The sequence below is a fragment of the Nocardiopsis sp. NPDC006139 genome (assembly GCF_040614155.1).
Lineage (GTDB): Bacteria > Actinomycetota > Actinomycetes > Streptosporangiales > Streptosporangiaceae > Nocardiopsis > Nocardiopsis changdeensis.
In genome coordinates, this window is record NZ_JBEXTT010000014.1 from 107,050 (window position 1) to 125,067 (window position 18,018).

The 18,018-nt window shown below is 73.8% G+C and carries 19 protein-coding genes; 6 read left to right on the forward strand and 13 right to left on the reverse strand.

The features are described from left to right. Positions 1-12: 12 nt before the first annotated feature. A complete protein-coding gene (locus ABZ249_RS19805) occupies positions 13-210 on the reverse strand; it encodes a Scr1 family TA system antitoxin-like transcriptional regulator (protein ID WP_355264849.1) in 198 nt (65 codons plus the stop codon). Positions 211-416: 206 nt separating this feature from the next. On the opposite strand from ABZ249_RS19805, the gene ABZ249_RS19810 reads away from it, so the two are divergent. From ABZ249_RS19810 to ABZ249_RS19835, 6 genes are all read left to right on the forward strand, one after another. Continuing rightward, positions 417-1,235 (forward strand): MBL fold metallo-hydrolase, encoded by an 819-nt coding sequence (locus tag ABZ249_RS19810; RefSeq protein ID WP_355264852.1) that lies wholly within the window; start codon positions 417-419, stop codon positions 1,233-1,235. A gap of 239 nt (positions 1,236-1,474) precedes the next feature. Further along, a complete protein-coding gene (locus tag ABZ249_RS19815; RefSeq protein ID WP_355264854.1) occupies positions 1,475-1,978 on the forward strand; it encodes a hypothetical protein in 504 nt (167 codons plus the stop codon). Positions 1,979-2,172: 194 nt separating this feature from the next. After that, a complete protein-coding gene (locus ABZ249_RS19820; RefSeq protein WP_355264857.1) occupies positions 2,173-3,297 on the forward strand; it encodes an NADAR family protein in 1,125 nt (374 codons plus the stop codon). A 318-nt stretch (positions 3,298-3,615) separates the two neighbouring features. Further along, positions 3,616-4,797, forward strand: a complete 1,182-nt coding sequence (locus ABZ249_RS19825; RefSeq protein WP_355264860.1) for an AAA family ATPase — start codon at positions 3,616-3,618, stop codon at positions 4,795-4,797. Further along, positions 4,797-5,384, forward strand: coding sequence for a DUF4276 family protein (locus tag ABZ249_RS19830; protein WP_355264863.1), 588 nt, complete (start codon positions 4,797-4,799; stop codon positions 5,382-5,384). Before ABZ249_RS19825 ends, ABZ249_RS19830 begins: the two co-directional genes overlap by 1 nt. 1,935 nt (positions 5,385-7,319) lie before the next feature. Beyond that, the gene (locus ABZ249_RS19835; RefSeq protein WP_355264866.1) at positions 7,320-7,682 is read left to right on the forward strand and encodes a hypothetical protein; all 363 of its coding nucleotides are present in this window, start codon (positions 7,320-7,322) and stop codon (positions 7,680-7,682) included. Positions 7,683-7,761: 79 nt separating this feature from the next. On the opposite strand, the gene ABZ249_RS19840 is transcribed toward ABZ249_RS19835, so the two are convergent. From ABZ249_RS19840 to ABZ249_RS19895, 12 genes are read right to left on the reverse strand one after another with little or no spacing between them, the layout of a single operon-like run. Next, on the reverse strand, positions 7,762-10,704 hold the full coding sequence (locus ABZ249_RS19840) for an OmpA family protein (protein WP_355264869.1): 2,943 nt from the start codon (positions 10,702-10,704) through the stop codon (positions 7,762-7,764). Between the two features lie 19 nt (positions 10,705-10,723). Continuing rightward, positions 10,724-11,134, reverse strand: coding sequence for a pilus assembly protein TadG-related protein (locus ABZ249_RS19845; RefSeq protein ID WP_355264872.1), 411 nt, complete (start codon positions 11,132-11,134; stop codon positions 10,724-10,726). Beyond that, positions 11,131-11,541 carry a TadE/TadG family type IV pilus assembly protein gene (locus ABZ249_RS19850; RefSeq protein WP_355264875.1) on the reverse strand — a complete coding sequence of 137 codons (411 nt, stop codon included), beginning with the start codon at positions 11,539-11,541 and terminating at the stop codon, positions 11,131-11,133. The genes ABZ249_RS19845 and ABZ249_RS19850 overlap by 4 nt, the downstream gene beginning before the upstream one ends. Beyond that, positions 11,538-11,900 carry a TadE/TadG family type IV pilus assembly protein gene (locus ABZ249_RS19855; protein ID WP_355264878.1) on the reverse strand — a complete coding sequence of 121 codons (363 nt, stop codon included), beginning with the start codon at positions 11,898-11,900 and terminating at the stop codon, positions 11,538-11,540. Before ABZ249_RS19855 ends, ABZ249_RS19850 begins: the two co-directional genes overlap by 4 nt. Before the next feature lie 9 nt (positions 11,901-11,909). Further along, positions 11,910-12,083 (reverse strand): hypothetical protein, encoded by a 174-nt coding sequence (locus tag ABZ249_RS19860; protein WP_355264881.1) that lies wholly within the window; start codon positions 12,081-12,083, stop codon positions 11,910-11,912. Positions 12,084-12,104: 21 nt separating this feature from the next. After that, positions 12,105-12,998 carry a type II secretion system F family protein gene (locus ABZ249_RS19865; RefSeq protein WP_355264884.1) on the reverse strand — a complete coding sequence of 298 codons (894 nt, stop codon included), beginning with the start codon at positions 12,996-12,998 and terminating at the stop codon, positions 12,105-12,107. Continuing rightward, positions 12,995-13,849, reverse strand: coding sequence for a type II secretion system F family protein (locus ABZ249_RS19870; protein ID WP_355264887.1), 855 nt, complete (start codon positions 13,847-13,849; stop codon positions 12,995-12,997). The genes ABZ249_RS19865 and ABZ249_RS19870 overlap by 4 nt, the downstream gene beginning before the upstream one ends. Then, on the reverse strand, positions 13,846-15,204 hold the full coding sequence (locus ABZ249_RS19875) for an ATPase, T2SS/T4P/T4SS family (RefSeq protein ID WP_355264890.1): 1,359 nt from the start codon (positions 15,202-15,204) through the stop codon (positions 13,846-13,848). The genes ABZ249_RS19870 and ABZ249_RS19875 overlap by 4 nt, the downstream gene beginning before the upstream one ends. Next, positions 15,201-15,947, reverse strand: a complete 747-nt coding sequence (locus ABZ249_RS19880) for a hypothetical protein (protein WP_355264893.1) — start codon at positions 15,945-15,947, stop codon at positions 15,201-15,203. Before ABZ249_RS19880 ends, ABZ249_RS19875 begins: the two co-directional genes overlap by 4 nt. Further along, on the reverse strand, positions 15,947-16,621 hold the full coding sequence (locus ABZ249_RS19885) for an SAF domain-containing protein (RefSeq protein ID WP_355264896.1): 675 nt from the start codon (positions 16,619-16,621) through the stop codon (positions 15,947-15,949). The genes ABZ249_RS19880 and ABZ249_RS19885 overlap by 1 nt, the downstream gene beginning before the upstream one ends. Before the next feature lie 23 nt (positions 16,622-16,644). Next, positions 16,645-17,499 carry a hypothetical protein gene (locus ABZ249_RS19890; RefSeq protein ID WP_355264899.1) on the reverse strand — a complete coding sequence of 285 codons (855 nt, stop codon included), beginning with the start codon at positions 17,497-17,499 and terminating at the stop codon, positions 16,645-16,647. After that, positions 17,493-17,996 (reverse strand): hypothetical protein, encoded by a 504-nt coding sequence (locus ABZ249_RS19895; RefSeq protein WP_355264902.1) that lies wholly within the window; start codon positions 17,994-17,996, stop codon positions 17,493-17,495. The genes ABZ249_RS19890 and ABZ249_RS19895 overlap by 7 nt, the downstream gene beginning before the upstream one ends. Positions 17,997-18,018 lie beyond the last annotated feature (22 nt).

The window sequence follows — 18,018 nt, forward strand, 5'->3', positions numbered from 1 at the left end:
GGTCCGCCGGGATCACAGGGAGGCAGCGAGCTCCCTGAGGTGATCACGACTGGCGGCCTCGTCCAGGGCGTGCTCGGTGAGGACCGCGTGGATGTCACGGTACCGGCCGACCTCTTCGGGCTCGGTGATCACCAGTTCCCGCGTGAAGGTCTCGACGATGACGGAGACCGGGCACCGGGGAGGGCTGGAAGGAGCGAACGACCTCGGCACGCAGCCGCCGAGCGTGCATCTCGCACCCTCCGGCCGACGCGCCGCCGGATTCCTGTCTCCGGCCGTCGATAATCTGCGACGAACAGCCCGAACTCGCCCCCGAGCGGTCAGGCCGAACTCCGGCAGGCGCACACCGACGGCGATCACCGACCTCACCGAGCTGTCACGCATGACTCGATCAACCTACGAAGAAGGGCAGGGCCGCCATGCTGACACAGGTCGCGGAGGGTGTACTGATCCACCGAAGCGAGTTGCTCCGGAACAACACCGTTGTCGTGCAAGGCCGGGAGGGTGTGCTGCTCATCGACCCCGGGCTCACCGACGGCGAACTGACCTGCCTTGCGAACGACCTGTCCGAGACGGGCCGACCCGTCGTGGCGGGCTTCTCCACGCACCCTGATTGGGATCACGTGCTCTGGCACTCCGACCTCGGCGACGTTCCCCGTTATGGCACGGCCCGCTGCGCGGCCGCCATGCGGGCCGTGCGGTCGGAAGCGGACTGGAAGGCCCGCGCCGCCGAGGGGCTGCCGCCGGAGATCGCCGAGGAGACACCGCTGGACCTGTACGGCCTCATCACCGGTCTGCCCGCCGGAACCGCGCGGATCCCCTGGGACGGCCCCGAAGTCCGGATCATCGAGCATCCGGCGCATTCCCCGGGCCATGCGGCGCTGCTGATCGAGGAGCGCGGGGTGCTGGTGGCCGGCGACATGCTGTCCGACGTCTTCGTTCCGATGCTCGACGACTTCAACGGCGCCGGTGACCCGGTCGAGGACTACCTCGTCGGGCTGCGACGGCTCGAGGACATGGCGGACGACGTCGATGTCCTCGTCCCCGGTCACGGGTCCGTCTGCGGGGCCGATCAGGTACACGCACGGATCGAACAGGACCGGGCGTACGTACACGCCCTGCGTGACGGCGGTGTCCCCCACGACCCGCGGATCGACTCGCCCGAGCCCGGCTGGGAGTGGGTGGCTGACATCCACGCGGGGCAACTCCAGCAGCTCGACCAGAGGAGAGCGACATGAACCGCAGGGTGGAACGGTGTCGCCGGGTGCGTGAGCGCCCCGGCGGGCGGAATCGCCTGTGCGTGGGCGGTGGACTCGTCCGGGACCGCTCGCAGCCCGGCGGGCTCCCCGCTCATCCGCTCGATATCGGGCTTGGCGAAGGCCGTGAATGAGCTGCTCTGGGCCCGGGGGCGGACGCCACGGAGGAGGCCCTCCGGGACTTCCTGATATTCAACGTGTTCCCGCTGTTCAAATCCGGGATGCTCGTCTCCCGGTGCTGCATGAACTGCACGACGATACTCTTGGGGGCGCACAGCGCCGCCGGGTGGAACCACCACGTTCCGGGCGACCCGAACGGGCGGTCGGCCGACCTGGAACCCCTCGTCCACGGAGCCGACGGAACGATGATGCGCATCGACTACGACGACGTCGACGGGAACGCGGACGGCACCGTTCTCTTCGAGGGGGCGCCCTTCACGGGTGAGGTCGTCGACCACTGGCCCGACGGGACGGTGCAGTCGCTGACGACCTACCGGGACGGTGTGGAGGACGGGCCGTACCGGGAATGGCACCGCAACGGCACGCTCCGGACCGAGGGCCGCAGCGACCTGCGGCACGGTGCGGTGGGGGTCTGGCGGGAGTGGGACGCGAGCGGTCGGCTGGTCTCGGAGAAGTCGTTCGGCGAGGACGGGGAACTCGACACCGTGCGCCGGTGGGACGGGGACGGGCGGCTGGTGGAGGAGAAGGTCTTCCGGCCGGCGTGACCCGCGGAACCCGCGGGAACAGGTCCGCGGAACCGTTCCGGCGGTGGGGCCGAGGTCGGTCTTCCGGCCTCCCGGATACGTGAACCCCGGTAGGGGTCGGGCGGGGTCGGCCGTCCCACACAGAACGCGGGCGACCACCACCCCGCCGGGAGCACGACCGCGGGCGTTCGGGACGGATCGCTAAGCTGCCGGGCATGGCGATCATGCACCCCGTCTTCCGCGAGTCCGACGGTGAACGGATCCCCGGCGAGAGCCGCCCGGCGTTCATCCGCAACGGCGGCACCTATTTTCTGACCTCGCTGAAGATCTACGCCGACGGGTTGGTGGACTGCTGGGGCCTCGTGGACCTGGCGGGGTTCGCCGACAAGCTCGCCTCGGGATGGGTGGCCACCGAGTTCGAGGCGGGGGCCGAGGCGTCGGTGCACGGACTCGGTGAGTGGCGGTTCGCCGACCCGGTCTCCTACACCGACGCCGACTGCCTGCTGGCCGAGGTCCGGGACACCGTCGAGGAGCTCAACGGACGTCCCACCTCCTCCGACCGCTGCCTGGCCGCGTTGGACGCCTACCTCGCCGACCCCGATGAGGCCCGCCGGGCCGCACTGCGCGCCGCCTACCTGGAGATCCCCTGGACGCAACGGGTCTACCTGCTGGGGGACATGGACTCCAAGGACTGGCCGGTCCAGGTCCTGGCCTTCGGCCCCGGCGGCACCCTGACCGGCATGTTCGAGGGCATGACCGTCACTGAGCGGCAACACGGGCAGGCCCTGGAGTACTTCGCCCGATGGACCGCGCAGCGGGAGAGCACCCGCGCCGACACAGGGCTCGACGGCCGTTGGGAACCCCGGGCCGAGAGCGTCGTCCTGGAACAACGCTACTTCAGGAACGACGGCACCCGGCCCGAGCCGCCGATCCTGGCGCTGCGCAACGACTTCCCGGCAGCGGTGAACGTCGACGGGGCCGTGTACCCCACCGTGCTGCACGCCTACCGGGCGGCGTCCGTCACCGATCCCGCCGCGCAGGAGGCGATCCGCACGGCCGAGAACCTCGGACAGGTCGGACTCCTGGCTCGGGAGGCACCCCGTCGACCGGACTGGGCCGTGGCGCGTACCGCCGTGATGCTCCGGTTGCTGCGCGCCAAGTTCGAGCAGCACCCCGACCTGGCCGAGGTCCTGCTGTCCACCGGTGACCGGACGATCCTGTATGACGATTTCGGCTCGCCCCGGTACTGGGGGCGAACCGGAGCCGAAGGCCGCAACTGGGCGGGACGGCTGCTGGAAGTGGTCCGCGCCGAACTGTGCGCCGCCCGTGCGGGGATCTGATAGCGGCTGCGGTCCGCGGCGCCCACCACGAGACCTGCCACAGGACGTCGCCCGAACCGTCCGCACAGCCATCGCAGGCCCCGAAAGCGCGGCCGTACCCCCTGGCGCCTGACCGCCTACACCCTGGCCGGCGCCCTCGCCCACCACCTCTTCATCCTCCACGGATGAAGAGGCTTCCACCTGTGCCGGGGCGGGTCGCGTCGGCACAGGATCCTCCCCGGAGCCCGGCTCACACGCAACCCGTGTCCGACCCCCATGCCGGCCGTCTCCCATGGCGATCCGGACGCATCGAACCCGCGACACTGGAAGACTGAGCGCATGCAGGACAACCGCTTCTCGCTCACCCGTGTGAGCCTGTGGAATTACAAGAACCTCGCCAGAGTGGATGTGGAACCCGGCGGGCTGCTCATCCTGGTCGGCCCCAACGGGTCGGGCAAGAGCAACTTCCTCGACGCGCTGTCCCTGGTCGCCGAAGGGCTGCGCACCTCCCTGGATCAGGCCCTGCGCACCCGGGGCGGGACCGCCGAGGTCAGCAGGCGATTCCCCGGTCGTCGGCGTCCCACGAACGTCCGTATCGAGCTGGGTTTCACCGCAGGAGACCTCACCGGCGACTACGGGGTCGAGATCGCGGCGACGGGCGGAGGAGGGTTCCGCATCGCACACGAGTACTGCAACGTGCGCGATGCCGACCACGACACGAACCGGGCCTGGTTCGACGTCCGCAACGGAGAGCTGGCCGAGCAGTCCGAGCCGGTCATGCCGCCGGTCGACGACCAGCGGCTGTACCTGGTCTCCGCGGCAGGGATCGACGACTTCCGGGCGGTGTTCGAAGGCCTGTCCGGTATCAGCGTCTTCAACATCGTCCCGGGGACCATGCGCGAGCCGCGGACCCCGGATTCCGGAGCCTTCCTGCTGCCCGACGGTTCCAACCTCGCCAGCGTCCTGCACCGCATGGCCCCCGGTGCCCGGGAGAGGATGACGGAGTACCTGGCCGGTATCGTGCCCGGTCTACTGGGCGTATCCCGCAAGGATCTCGGCACCTGGGAGACCCTGGAATTCCTCCAGGACGTCCATGCCTCCGACGGCCCCCAGCGCTTCCCCGCACAGTCCATGTCCGACGGCACCCTGCGCGCTCTCGGAGTCCTGGTCGCCCTCTTCTCCGACACCGGTCGCACCCGCAGCACCATCGGTATCGAGGAACCGGAGAACGCCCTGCATCCCGCCGCGTCCGGGGTACTGCTGGACGCACTGCGCGACGCCGCCGAACGGCGCCAGGTCATCATCACCAGCCACAGCCCGGACCTGCTGGACCGGGACGACCTCCTGCCCGAGGAGCTGTGCGCGGTTCGTTCGATGGGCGCGCAGGTGCGGATCGGGCCGCTGGACGCCGCCGGCACCATGGCGCTCCGCGAACACCTCTACACACCCGGCGAACTGCTCCGCACCGACCAGCTGCTTCCCGTACTCGAAGAGCCTTCCACCGCGCGGAGGGAGGACTGATGCCGCATCCGACCGTGGCGCCCATCGTGGAGGGGCACGGCGAAATGCCCGCCGTCCGCGCTCTCATCACCCGTATCTGCCTGGAAGTCCACGGAACCTACGCGGAAGTGACGCCTCCTTTCCGCCTTGATTCCGCGAAGATGCGCAAACCCGAGGAACTGGCCAAGGCACTCCGTGTGCAGGCGGCGCGTGTACCGGGGGCGGCAGGTGGTGTTCTCGTGCTGCGCGACAGTGACGACGCCGACATCACGTGCCCTGTCGAGCTCGCAGTCTCCATGGCTCCGGCGCCGGGGACGGTGCCGGTTCCCGTGGAGGTGGTGATCGCCCGGCATGAGTACGAAGCGTGGTTCCTGGCTGCGGCCGAGTCACTCCGCTCACATCCTTGCGTCCTCGATGACGCGACGGCACCACCGGATCCCGAAGGGAAGCGGGACGCGAAGGGAGTGCTGCGGACCATCATGAACGAGTCCTACAAGGAGACCCTTCACCAGGCGAAATTCTCCGCCCTCATGGACATGGACCTGGCCATGGAACGGAGCCGTTCCTTCCGCCGCATGGTCAGTGCGGTCGGCTCCCTCCTCGGGTGAATCGGGCGAAGACGCGTCGGTCGGTCTCGGCGAACTGCGCGTCGGCGCGAGCAGTCCGACCGATATCGCGCGACACGAGGAGTTCCGCACCCGAGTGCAGAAGGTCCACCGCACCACGGCCGGAGGGCATTGCTGGGCCCGGGCCACAGGGGGTGACGGCCGCGGTGACCCTCTCGCCCCGACCACAAGGGGTTGCTGCCGGTCCCGGAGCCTCAGCCACAGCCGGAGGGCGACGCTCGGCCCCGGCCACAGGGGGTGGAGGCCGCGGTGGCCTTCCCGCCCCGACTCCAGGGGGTTGCTCCCTGTCCCCGGGGCCCCAGCCACAGCCGGAGGGCATTGCGCCGTCCCCGCCCAGGGGGTGACGGCCGCAGGAGGCCTCCGGCCCCGGCCGCAGGGGGTGTCGGTAGAGCGGAACGCGACCCCGGCCGCAGGGGGTGAGGCGGACTGTGAGGTTTTTCCAGGACGGTCACCATCTGGAAACGGCGGTGTGCGGGCGCTGGCTCAGAAGTGTTGTGCTCCACCGGTCACCGTTTGGGAAGGTACAGACCCGGGCCGGGCGTCGATCCGTCCCCGCGTACGGGGTCCGGCAGATTGCCGGGCGGTCGCGTTTCCTGCGCGCCCGGGGTGGTGGGGGTTTTCTCAGGGGACGGGTCGGTGCCAGGCGGCACGCTCAGCCACAGGTCCAGGGAAAGAACGCTCCGACTGGAAACAGGCTGTTGCTCAGACCTCGCTTGTCACCTCAGCCGCCTGCCGTAGTGACCCCGGCCCCGATCGCCCTCCCCGACCCCAGAGGGTGAAACCCGCGCATACCCACGGCCCCGGACACAGACCGGAGGGAGGACCGGGACCTCCGCTTCCGGGAGCGAAGGTAGAGCGTCCACGCGGCCCTGGCCCGAGAGGGGGCAGGGAGAGGAGTGCCCGCCGGCCTTCACTACTCGGGGGGAAGGTGTGCGGGACCGTGCCGCTTCACCCCGCTGGGTCTGGGGCCGCGTGCATGTGCCGGTCCACCCTCGGGAGCGGGGGGCGCGTGCATGTGCCGGTCCACCCTCGGGAGCGGGGGGCGCGGTCCTTCCTCCGGTCTGGGGCGCAGGTCGCGGTTCTCCCTCCGGGCTGGGGCCGGGGGCGCGGGTGCCTGCCGCCTGCACCCCCTTGGAGCGCGGGTGGCGGTTTTTCCTTCCGAGCCGGGGCCAAGGCCCCGGGGTGGGCGCGGCCGCCACCCCCTGGAGTGCAGGCCGTGGTTTTTCCTCCCCCTCACCCCCTTCGGTGCGGGAGGGCGCTGACGGCGGGGGTCACCCCGGTTGTGGTCGGGCTTTCAAGCGAGGTCTGTGCAACCGCGGGTTTGCAGTCGGCGCGTCGTTACGTGGACCTGTGGCCGGGGATGTGCGCTGGACCCCGCCCCGTCCCCTGAAAGCGCACCCCCACCACTCAGGACGTGAGCCCAACGCAACCGCCCGGTGCTCTGCCGTGCGCCGACTGCGTGGGGACGGGTCGACGCCCAGCCCGGGTCTGTACGTTCCCAGGGGGTGACCCGAGGAGACCAACGGTTCCTTCCCCAGACTCCCGAACGCCGCCCTTCCCAGATGGCAGGCCACTTGGAAACCTGCTCTTGCTGTTTCACCCCAGGGGCCCGGACCCAGTCCCGCTCTACCCACACCCCCCGGGGTCGGGGCCGGAGGCCCCCTGCCGCCGTCACCCCCTGCGGCGGGGGCGGCGCGACGCCCTCCGGTCGGAGTCGGGGACTCTGGGACGCCAACAGGGGCACCGTTCGCAGCGAAAGCGCACGAGCGGCGTCCGCCCCGGGAGGCGACTCCCCGTGTACACCCGCGCGTTGCCGGAAGCATGGGTGCCGATCACCCGGCGGGGCTAGAACGTGGCCGGGGGACGCATGCGGTTCCGGTCAGGCGGGGCCGCGCCCCCGCACGGGAAGGAACGCCGATGTCCGACGACCACCTGACAGTGCTGCCGGAAGATATGGCGCGGGCCGGCGAGGACCTGCGCGAACCCGGTCGGCTCGTGCGCGAGGCCTTCGCCCGGCTGCGGACGGCCCGGCAGTCCCTCGGGGCGGTCTGGGGGTCGGGCGATGACATCTCGGACTCCCTGACGAAGAACCTCACCCCCATGATCGAGACGCTGGACGAGTACGGCGAGGCGCTGCCCACGGCCTTCGACCAGGCGGCCGACCGAACGCTCCAGATGGCCCGCAACTACGAGGTCAGCGAGGACTACGCCTTCGACGTCAGCAGCGACCTGGGCTCCGGGTCGGGCTACGGCGGGGGTGGTGGCGGCCGCAACGGCTGACGCTCCGGGTGAGGCCTTTGACGCCGCGGAGCGGCCCCCTGGAGGGGGACGCTCCGCGGCGTCGTGGGGCAGGTGCGGGTCAGCCGTCGTCGCGCGGCTTCCAGGTGCGTCCCCGGCCCGCCTTGCGGGGCTTGGCGGGCTGGGGGCGGTAGGCCGGGGACGCCTCCTCCTCGGCCGCCGGGGCGGGCTCCGGGGCGCGCGGCTCCGCCCGGTCGCGGACGGCCGCCTTGCGGCGCGGACGGGCGGCGGCCGCCGCCGGGGCCCGTTCCGGTCGGGTTCCGGGGGAAGATGCTGCGGAGCCTGCCGGGACCGGTACGGACACGGGCTCGGCGGCCTGCTGTTCCGGGACCTCCGGACGGTCCACCCGGACCACGCGGACCCGGCCGGCCTTGCGGCCTGGGGCGCGCTCGTGGCGGACCCGGGTCCTCTGCTCCTCCTTCGGGGCGGGAGCCGCAGGGGCCGCGGGAGCGGCGGGCACCATGGGAGCCGCGGGAGCGACGGGTGGGGACGGAGGTGCGGGCGGGGCCGGGGCGGCGGCCTGGGGTGCCTCTCCCCCAGACTGGAGTGCCTCTCCCCCGGTCTCGGCGCCGTCCGTGTCGGGGGGTGTGACGGCGGGAGTGTGCCGCACGGGTTCCGGGGTCTCGGCCGGAGCGGGCGCGGGGGCGGCTGCGGGGCTCTCCGGTGCCGGGGTCGCCCCGTTGAGGGCGGCGAAGGCGTCCTCCTGCTCAACGGGGGTGTCGCGTGAGCTCCGTCGGCCGGTCGGGGACACGTCGGCGTCCTCCTGCCCGGCGGGGGTGTCGGCCTCGGCGGGCGGGATGGTCGGGGCTTCGCCGGTCGTGTCCCCGGTAGGGGCAGGGGCTTCGTCGGGCTCCGGTGTGCCGGGGGCCTCGGCGGTCGTGGTGGCGGAGTCGTGCGGGGCCGCTTCGCGGGCGGGCTCTTCCGGGACGGGGGTCTCGTCCCACCAGGAGTCGTCCTCGGCGTCAGCCGTGGTGGTCGTGTCCGTCGTCGGCCGGCGCGCGGGCGTGTCCGTGCCGGTCTCGGCGTACTCCCCCTCGCGGAGCGCCCGGAAGGCGGCGTCCACGGTGGCCCCGTCGTCCGGGGCGGGTTCGGGGTCCAGAGCGGTTTCGGGCTCCGGGGCGGCGGCGATGCTCTCCCCGTCGTCGTCGGCCGCGGAGCCGGCCGCGGCCTCCTCCTCCCAGGCGCGGGTGAGCCGTTCCCAGGCGGCGTCGTCGCCCACCCGCACGAAGGCGTCGTCATCGTCCCAGTCCTCCGCGACCAGCACCGGGCGCGGCTCGGCGGCCCCCCGGTTCCGGGAGGACGGCCGTACCGGCCGTTCCGACCCCGAGTGGTCCGCCGCGTGGTGGGCGTGCACGGCCGCGTGGACCTCCTCGGCCGTCGAGCCCGGCCAGGAGCAGTGGAACAGGGTGGCCAGCGGCTGGCTGGTCTGCGAGATGAGCCCGTCCGCGTCGATCGTGCAGTTGCCGCCCAGCGGCCAGCTCCCGAGGATGACGGCGGTGACGCCGCGGTGCTGCCCGTGCAGCAGGAGGCCGGACAGGGCGTGCTCGTGCTGGGCCTCGGGCGCGGAGATGATCAGGGCGAGCGGGGCCCGGTCCTCCTCGGCCATGGCGTGGAGTTCGGTGGCGAGCACCGCCAGCGCGTCCTCCGTTCCGGGGACCAGGGTGACCGGCTCGCACGGGCGGTCGCGCAGCAGGTCGCGGCCGGTCTCGCCGAGCAGCCGGACGGCCTCGTCCTCGGTGATGAGTATCCGCACCGCGAGGGGTTCGGTCGGGTCGAGGGCGTTGGCGATCAGGCGCCGGGCCGCCCCGTCCGCCCCCTTGCCGGTGAGGCCCAGGCCGGGGACGTGGTCGAGTTCGACGGTGACCCGCTCGTCGATCTCGTCGCCGGGCTCGGGGCGCGGCGGGACCGGCGGCAGTGCCAGGCGGCGCGGGCGGCCGGTAAGGCGCCGGGGCAGGCTGAGCGCCATCCTGGGGACGAAGGAGCCGCGCTTGCCCAGGAGGTAGCCCCCGGCGAGGCCGGCGAACCCCACGAACCCGGCGACCGCGCCGTCGGGGATCTCCAGGACGACGACGCGGGGGCCGTCCTCCTCGACGGCGGCGGCGTTCTCGACGGTGATGAGGGACCGGTCGGCCTCCTCCCCGGCCGCGGCGGCGCCGTCGGCGGCACCGTCGCCGGTCTCCTCCGGGGCCGTGTCCGTGCCGGCCTCCTCCTGCGGGGCCGGGGTGGAGGCGGGAGCGGGCGCGGGGGCGAGGGTGTAGGCGATCTCGACGCGGCGCTGGCTCTCGGCGGGCCCCTCCACCGGCTGCTCGGCCCCCCTGCCCGTGACCTCGGTGTCCGGGGCGTCCTCCCCGAGCTCCTCCTCCAGGTAGTCGGCCACCGCCTGGGCCCGCTCCCGGGACAGCTCCCGGTTGCGGTCGGCGTTGCCGCTGGGGTCGGCGTGCCCGGTGATCGCGACGGGGACGTTCTCGTCCCAGTGGTCCCCCAGCATCTCGACGGTGGGGGCGAGGTCCTCCCGCATCCGCTCGGTGAGCTCGGCCGATCCGACCGCGAACCCGCTGATGGTGCGGGTGCGCTCCACCGGCCCCTGCTCCGCGGTCTCCTGCGGGGCCGCGGGGGCGCCCTCCTCCCGGTCCGGCGACTCCTCGTCCTGGGCGACGGTGTCGGCGAAGGCGGCGGCGGGGCTGACCGCGGTGGCCGCGACGGCGGTGGCGGCGATCGCCTGGAGCGGCCCGAACGGGCGCAGGCGCAGGGGCACGCCCCGCAGGCGGGCCACGGCCTCGGCGGCGAGCGCCAGGGCGAACATCCCCCACAGCGCCCACAGCGCGGTGATCAGCACGGCGGCGGGCACGCCCGGGGGCAGCCGCCAGCCGCGCAGGTGGGCGAGGGCGACGTCCCAGGAGGGGAGCGTGTCGGGCCAGGCGGCGTGCCACAGCAGGACGTAGGGGACGCCGACGAGGAAGGCGAGCGCGAACACGGCCGCGCCGAGCCTGTTCAGTGGATGCATGTCCGCCTCACAAAGGTGCTCAGGGGGTCGTCGTCTGTGTGTAGGGACGTGCCGTGGCGGTCGTCTCGACGGTGGTCGATCCGGCCGGGACGAGGGTGAAGGAGTAGGACATCGTGCAGGTGACGGTGACGGTGTCGCCGGAGACGCTGACGGTCCCGGTGGCCCCGGCGGAGGAGAGGAAGGCCTGGGCGGCGGCGGACGCGGCGGCCGGGTCCAGCGGGACCTCGTCGGCGCCCTCGCGGTAGGTGTTCCAGTCGAGCTGCTGGGCGCCGACCCGGGCGGCCTCCTGGGCGAGCGTGGCGGTCTGGCGCCGGGCCTGGAGGAGTTCCCCGCCCTCGTAGACCAGGCCCAGGCACGCGATGAAGGCGACCGCCATCACCGCGACGAAGGCGCTGACCTGTCCGCGGTCGTCCCGCGCGGCGGCGGTCACGGCTGCCCCCGGAAGGTGTCCACGGCGACGGTGGCGCCGCCCTCGATGGTCTGGCCGCCGGGAAAGGCGACCCCGTACAGGTCGGAGAAGTCCACCGTGCAGTGGACGGTGACGGAGACCGCGCCCCCGGCGGCCAGGCCGCCGTGGTCGACGGTGGTGGTGTGGTCGGTGCAGGCCATGCCCTGCTCCTGGAGCCCGGCGGCAGCGATCGCCGTCGCCGTGGAGGAGGCGGCCGTGGGGGTGCGCTCCAGCGAGGCCGCGCGGGCGGCGGAGTGGGCGACCTCGCCGACCGTGGCCCGCGCGTCCACGACGCGTCCTGCGAAGACCATGAGCATGGCGAAGGTCAGCAGGGCGGGTGCCAGCAGGGCCAGCTCCACCGAGGCCGAGCCGCGGTCGCGGTGCCTCACGGTGTCTCACCTCCGGGGACGAAGCGCTCGACGGGGGCCACGGACACGTGCCGCACGTTCCAGGTGACCCCGGGGACGAGGCTGGGGACGGAGCCGGTCACGGTGACGGTGACCTCCTCGGCCCCGCGTTCGACGGCGATGTCGATGTCGGACAGGACGGAGCCGGAGGGCGCGGCCGCCGGGGCGGCCGTGCCCTCCACGGTGCGCGACTGCTCGGCCGTGCGGCGTGCGAGGTCGGCGGCGACGTGCTCGCCGTGCATCCACAGGGCGGTCTGGACGACCAGCATGACCAGGAGGAGGAGCGCGGGGGCCGCGACCGCCAGCTCGGCACTGCCCCGGTCGTCATCGTGCTGTCGCAAGGGGTTCTCCTACTCGCCACCGAGAGTGGCGAGCTCCGCGTTGACGAAGGTCAGAAGCCCCGCACCGACGGCCGTGGCGACCCCCACCAGCAGGGCGGTGACGATCACCGTCTCTGTGGAGTAGCCGTCGTCGCCCTTGGGCAGGGTCAGGGCGTTGAGGACCCGGTAGTAGAGGTTTTTCATGGCTCATCTCCTAAAAGAGGATCAGGTGTTGAAGAGGATCAGGCTCATGGCCGGATAGCCCAGGAGGCCGAGGAATCCAACGAAAAGGAGGACGACGGGCAGGCTCATCCGCTCCGTCGCGGATTGTGCTTCGGCCTCCGACTCGGCGAGGAACTGCACCCGAAGGGTTTTGGCCTTGGCCGACAAGGAGCTGCGCACGCGGGCGCCGTCAGACCCTGCCAGGTGCAGGCTCGCGGCCAGCTCGGCGAACTCGGGGGTGTCGTACCGCTCACCCAGATCGCGTATGGCCTGCCAGACGGGGACCCGGGTGAGGGACGCCTCCCGGAGGGCGTCGCGGATCGCGGCCATCGCCCAGCCGCCGCCGTTGGCGGAGGCGTCGGTGAGGGCGCCGCTGACGCCCGCTCCCCCGGCCAGGGAGACCACGACCAGGTCGGCGAAGCCGGACAGGGTGCGGCGCATCTCCTCCTTGCGCTTGGTCGCCTCGTCGTTGAGGGACAGGTCCGGGGCGAACCACATGAGCACCGCGAAACCCGCCCACAGCACGGGGGAGACGAACCCCGGAGGCAGCGCTCCGAAGGAGGACAGCAGCAACCCCATCACCGGCGGGAACAGCACCCCCACCACCACCCCCGCCGCCTTCTCCGCCAGGTAGCCGCCCGGGTCGCGGTCGCAGATCCTGAGGTTGCGCGCGGCGCGCTTGCCGGGCAGGCCGGCGGCGTGCAGCAGGGGGACGCCGACCCGGCCGAGCCGGGTCAGGAGGCCGCCCTCGGAGGGGCGCAGTGCGAGCCGTGCCGGGGGGCGGGGGCCGGACAGGCGCTCGGCCAGGGTCGGGCGGGCCCAGCGGGCCGCCGCCAGCGCCCACAGGGCCAGGCCCAGGGCGGCGCCGGCCAGGGCCGCCGCGGTCGTGGGGTTCACAGCGCGGCCTCCTTGAGCGGGTCGGGGGCCAGGACGCGCGGCCCGAGGGAGAAGCGGGACATCCGGGTCATCCACACCACGGCGGTGGCCCAGATGCCGCCGATGGCCGCGAGGACGATCTGGCCCAGCAGGCCGTCGAACGGTGCCAGGTACTCGGGGTTGAACAGGAGCATGAACGCCGCCATCCCCAGCGTCGCGCCCATGATGATGCGCGAGGAGGTGCGCAGCCGCGCCCGGCCGGCCGCCACCTTGACCAGCATGGCGGCCTGGTCGCGGGCGGACTCGGCCAGGGCGCCGAGCAGGACGCCGAGGTCGGTGGCGTGCCGGGTGGCGGCCATCGCCAGGGCGGAGGCGACCAGGTCGCCGGTGGGGTTGTCGACGGTGCGGGCGAAGGTGTGCAGCGCGTCGCGCGGCTCGCGGCCGCGGCGCATGTCGTCGGCCAGCCGCTGCACGGCCCCGCGCAGCGGTTCGGGGGCGATGGGCGCGGTGGCGGCGACCGCCTGGTGCAGACCTGAGGACCCGGCCATGAGGTCGCGCAGCATCTCGGTCCAGGCGGCGACCGCCTCGACCCCCTCGACCTGCTGCTTGTGCTCGGCGTCGCTGCCCAGGACCTGCGGGGCCCACCAGACCGCGGCGGCGGCCAGCGCTCCGGCCACCGGCCAGCCGGTCAGGAGCCAGGCGCCGACGCCGGCGGCGGTCGCGAAGGCGACCCTGCCCGGGCGCGGGAGCGGCCGGGACCGGCCCCGGCGGAGGCGTTCGGAGAGCAGCGGGGCGGCCCAGACGAACAGGAGGAAGACGCCGAGTCCGGCGACGCCCCCGGCGGTGGCGAGCAGGAGCGTGTTCGTGTTCACCGGCCCCACCCCGCCGTCTCCGCCTGGAGCGAGAGGGGGTCGAAGCCGTGGTCGGCGAGCACGTCGAGGGTGTCCGGGCTGGGCGGGGCCGCGGCGAGGCGGCCCTGGCGCGGCGAGTAGCGGTAGATCTCGTTGGAGACCACGTTCTGCCCCTCCGCGCCCACGACCTCGCGCACGCTGGTGACGCGGCGTTCGCCGGTGGGCAGCGCGGAGACGTGGACGACCAGGTGGACGGCGGAGGCCACCAGCGACGCGGTCGCCTCCAGCGGCAGCCGCTCGGCGGACTGGGCGGCGTAGGCGCCCAGCTTGGTGAACGCCCCGGCGGAGCCGGCCGCGTGCAGGGTGGTGAGGCTGCCGTCGTTGCCCTGGCTCATGGCGTTGAGCAGGGGGACGGTCTCGCTGCCGCGGGTCTCCCCCACGATGACGCGGTCGGGCGACATGCGCAGCGCGGTGCGGACCAGGTCGGCGATGGTGATCTCGCCGACGCCCTCGATGTTGGCGGGGCGGGCCTGGAGGGCGACGCAGTCGGGGTGGGCCTCGCGGTCGCGGTCCAGGCCGAGCTCGAAGACGTCCTCGATGGTGACCAGGCGCTCGGTCGGGGGGATCTCCGAGGCCAGGGCGCGCAGCAGGGTGGTCTTGCCCGCGCCGGTGCCCCCGGTGACGACCATGTTGCGGCGGGCGCGCACGGCGGCCCGGAAGAGAGAGACCAGGGCCGGGTCGAGCGTGCCGAGCTTCTCCAGCCGGCGCAGCGACGAGTGGGTGTACCGGTGGCGGCGGATCGACACCGAGGGCTGTCGGGAGACCTCCATGACCGCGTTGAGGCGCTCCCCGCCGGGGAGCTGGAGGTCGAGGATGGGCGCCCCGGGGTCGAAGCGGCGCTCGCCGCTGGCCGACTCGGCGGCCAGGCGGCGGACCAGGGCGATGACGTCGTCGGTGTCGGCGAACAGCCCGGCGTGCAGGCGGCGGCTGCCGTCGGCGAGCCGCACCCAGGCGTCCACGCCGTTGATGTTGATGTTCTCGATCTCGGGGTCGTCGAGCAGGGGCTGGAGCGGCCCGACACCGGTGACCTGGGCGAGCGAGGCGGCGGCGATGGCGGCCTCGGCGGCGGGGGCCAGCAGGGGGCGGCCCTCGGCCAGGGCGGTGCGGGCGGCCTCGTCGAGGATGTTGGCGATGACCCGGTCGGCGCGGGCGCGGTGCTCCTGCGGGGTGTCCGGGTCCTCGCCGCGGGTCTCCTCACTGATCCTGCGGCCCGCCTCGGCGGACACGTAGGCGACCCACTGGGCCTCCACCCGGTCGGCGCCGGGGTCGAGGAAGCGCTCGGCGGCGCGGTCCGCGAACTCGTCGGGCGGGGTCATGCGTTCACCCCCGGGGGCAGCGGCGCGTAGACGACGGGCTCGGTCCGGGCGGCGGCCAGTGCGCGCGCCAGCCGGTCGGCGGCCCGGAACAGGGGGCGCTTCTGGGGCCGGGCGATGTCCTGTTCTCCGCGCAGGAACCGGGCGGAGCGGGGGTCGTCGGGCACGCGCCCCCAGACGGCGGAGCCGAGGGCGCCGGTGATCTCGCCGACGCCGCCGCGGCCGCCGCAGACCACGACCGTGAGGTGGCGGGCGGGGAAGGACGGGGCGAGGAGGTGCTCGCGGGCGCGGCGCAGCTCGGTGAGGCGCTCCGAGACGACGAGGACGGCGTGGTCGACCCGGGCGACGAGGGCGCGGGCCGGGGAGGAGGGGGTGAGGCGGCCGAGGTCGAGGACGGCGACCGGCGCCGCCATCGCGCTGAACGGCAGGGGGTGCTGGCCCAGGAGCCGCACGGCGCCCTCGGCGGGGTCGGCGGTGACGGGTGCGGGGCAGACCCGGAGGCCGCCGGGCAGGGCCTGGGTGTGGGCCTCGGGGTCGGCGCCGCCGCCGCGGCGCATGGCGGCGGCCAGGCCGGTCAGCCCGGGCTCGGTGGGCAGGCGGCGCCAGACGGCGACCGCTCCGCCGGAGGGGTCGGCCTCCACCAGCACTCCGGGCGCGTCCCCGGGCCAGACCGCGGCCAGGGCCATGCCCAGGCTGGTCACGCCCGGGGCGCCGCCCAGGGAGAAGACGGCGACCGTCGTCGTCATCACGCCCCTCCGCGCGGGTGGACCTGCACGAGGCTGACCTGTCCGGCGGAGGCGGCCGCGGCGATGCGGGCGGCGTCGGCGGAGGAGACCAGCAGCTCGACGTTGACGGCGCCCTCGACCCCCGGGTCGGGGACGAGGGTGCGGACCAGGGCGAGGTAGGCCTGGGGGGCGCCGTCCTCCTGCTGCTCGCCGCCGCTCACGACCACGGACACGCTGGCGCCCGCGCCCAGGGAGGCGGGGAAGCGCCCGGGCTGGAGGGTGGCGCCGACCAGGGCCCGGTCGGACTCGGGGAAGGCGGCGTCGGCGCCCAGGGCGGACTCGGGCAGGACCCCGCCCTCGACCACGGGGAGGGTGAGGGTCAGGCCCACGACCTCCTCCAGGCGGGCGGCGTCCACGAAGGACAGGTCGGAGGACACCGACATCTCCGAGACGCGCAGGTCGTCCATGGTGAGGACGTGGCCCGCGGGGAGGTCGGTGTCGGCGACGACCACCCCGGTGCGGTCGTCGAGGCGTTCCAGGGCGATGACGCCGCTGAGCGCGCCCGCCGTCGTCAGGGTGAGGGCCAGCACCAGCCACCGCCAGCGCCGGGCGCCGCCGCCGGAGAGCCGCACGGCGGGGGGCTGCTGCGTCTGCCGCCCCGCCCCGGGGGGCGGGGCCGTCGTCGTCTCGACCACGTCTGTCTCAGTTCTTCTCGGTGTCAGTGGGTGTCCGTGACGAGCCCGTGGGACTCGCGGACGGTGAGGTCGACCTCGGAGGTGCTGGTGAGCTGGTCGAGGGCTCCGCCACCGCCGCCGGAGAAGCTCCACTCGGTGTCCCAGAGCACGCGGACGGTGACGGTGCGGACGCCTTCGGGGGCCGTGTCCGAGGCCGAGGTGTAGACGTGCCCGCAGTCGGGGGAGGCGGAGTCGGCGTCGTGGACGGCGGGGTCGAAGGGGGTGCCGGGGCCCTCGCACTCCACGGTGGAGCCGTCGCCCATGGTCCACAGGGTGCGGGCGGGGGTGGCGGTCACGGTGAGGGAGGAGTCGCCCAGTTCGGCGGAGGTGGACTCGGCGCCCCAGCTCTGGGGGTCGACCCACAGCCACAGGGGGGTGTTGACCAGGATGAGGGAGTCGGTGCCCGGGGAGGTGGCGATGGTGGGCTCGGGGAGCTGGAAGGAGGCCATGGCCTCCTCGATGCTGGTGAGGGGGTCGGTGCCCTCCTCGCCCCGGGCGGCCTCCTCGAAGATGCGGTCCCAGTCCATGGAATCCCAGTCGACCATGTTCTCCCAGTCCATGGACTCCCAGTCGATGGCGTCCCAGTCGACGTCGGCGTACTCGTCGGAGCCGCCCGCGCCGCCGGTCCCCCCGGAGCCGCCGGTGCCGGGGGTGCCCGGGACGCCGCCGTGCTCCAAGAGCCAGCGCAGCAGGATCTGGCAGCCGTTGCCGCCGGAGGTGCCGCACTCGACGCTGCCGAGGAAGGAGCCGTCGTCGGCGTGCGCGGGTGCGGCGCTCAGGGTCGCCAGCACCAGGGCGGCGGCGGCCGCGGCAGCGGCGGGGGGTAGGGGTCTCAACATGATCCGGCCTCCCAGATGCGCAGTTCGGACACGCGCCAGGCGAGTCCGTCGTGGATGAGCGTGGCGTCGACCTTGCGGGGGCCCGCCGTCCCCGCGGAGCCGCCGGTCCGCCAGGCGGAGTCGTCCACGCAGTCGGCGACGACCGCGAGTTCGGGGCTCTCGACGGTGACGGCCGGGTCGAGGACGGGCTCGCCCTCGGCGTTCCCGCCCGCGGCCGCCTCGTCGAGCGCGGTCCGCATGATCTCCCGGGCGGCCCCGACCGCGTGGTCGTCGAGGGCGCGCGAGGCCTCCTCGTCTCCGTGGGAGGCCGCGACCACCGCGTCCCACATCCCGGTGTAGGCCGCCAGCGCGGCCTCCTCGTCACCGCCGGCGGCGGCGGTGGGCGCGGGCCGCGGTTCCGTTCCGGCGCCGTCCGTCTCCGCGGCGGGTGCGGAGCACCCGACGGCGGCGAGGAGCGCGCAGACGGTGAGCGCCAGGCGGGTCGAGCCGGATCGCATCGCGGCCTGTTCCCTTCGGTGT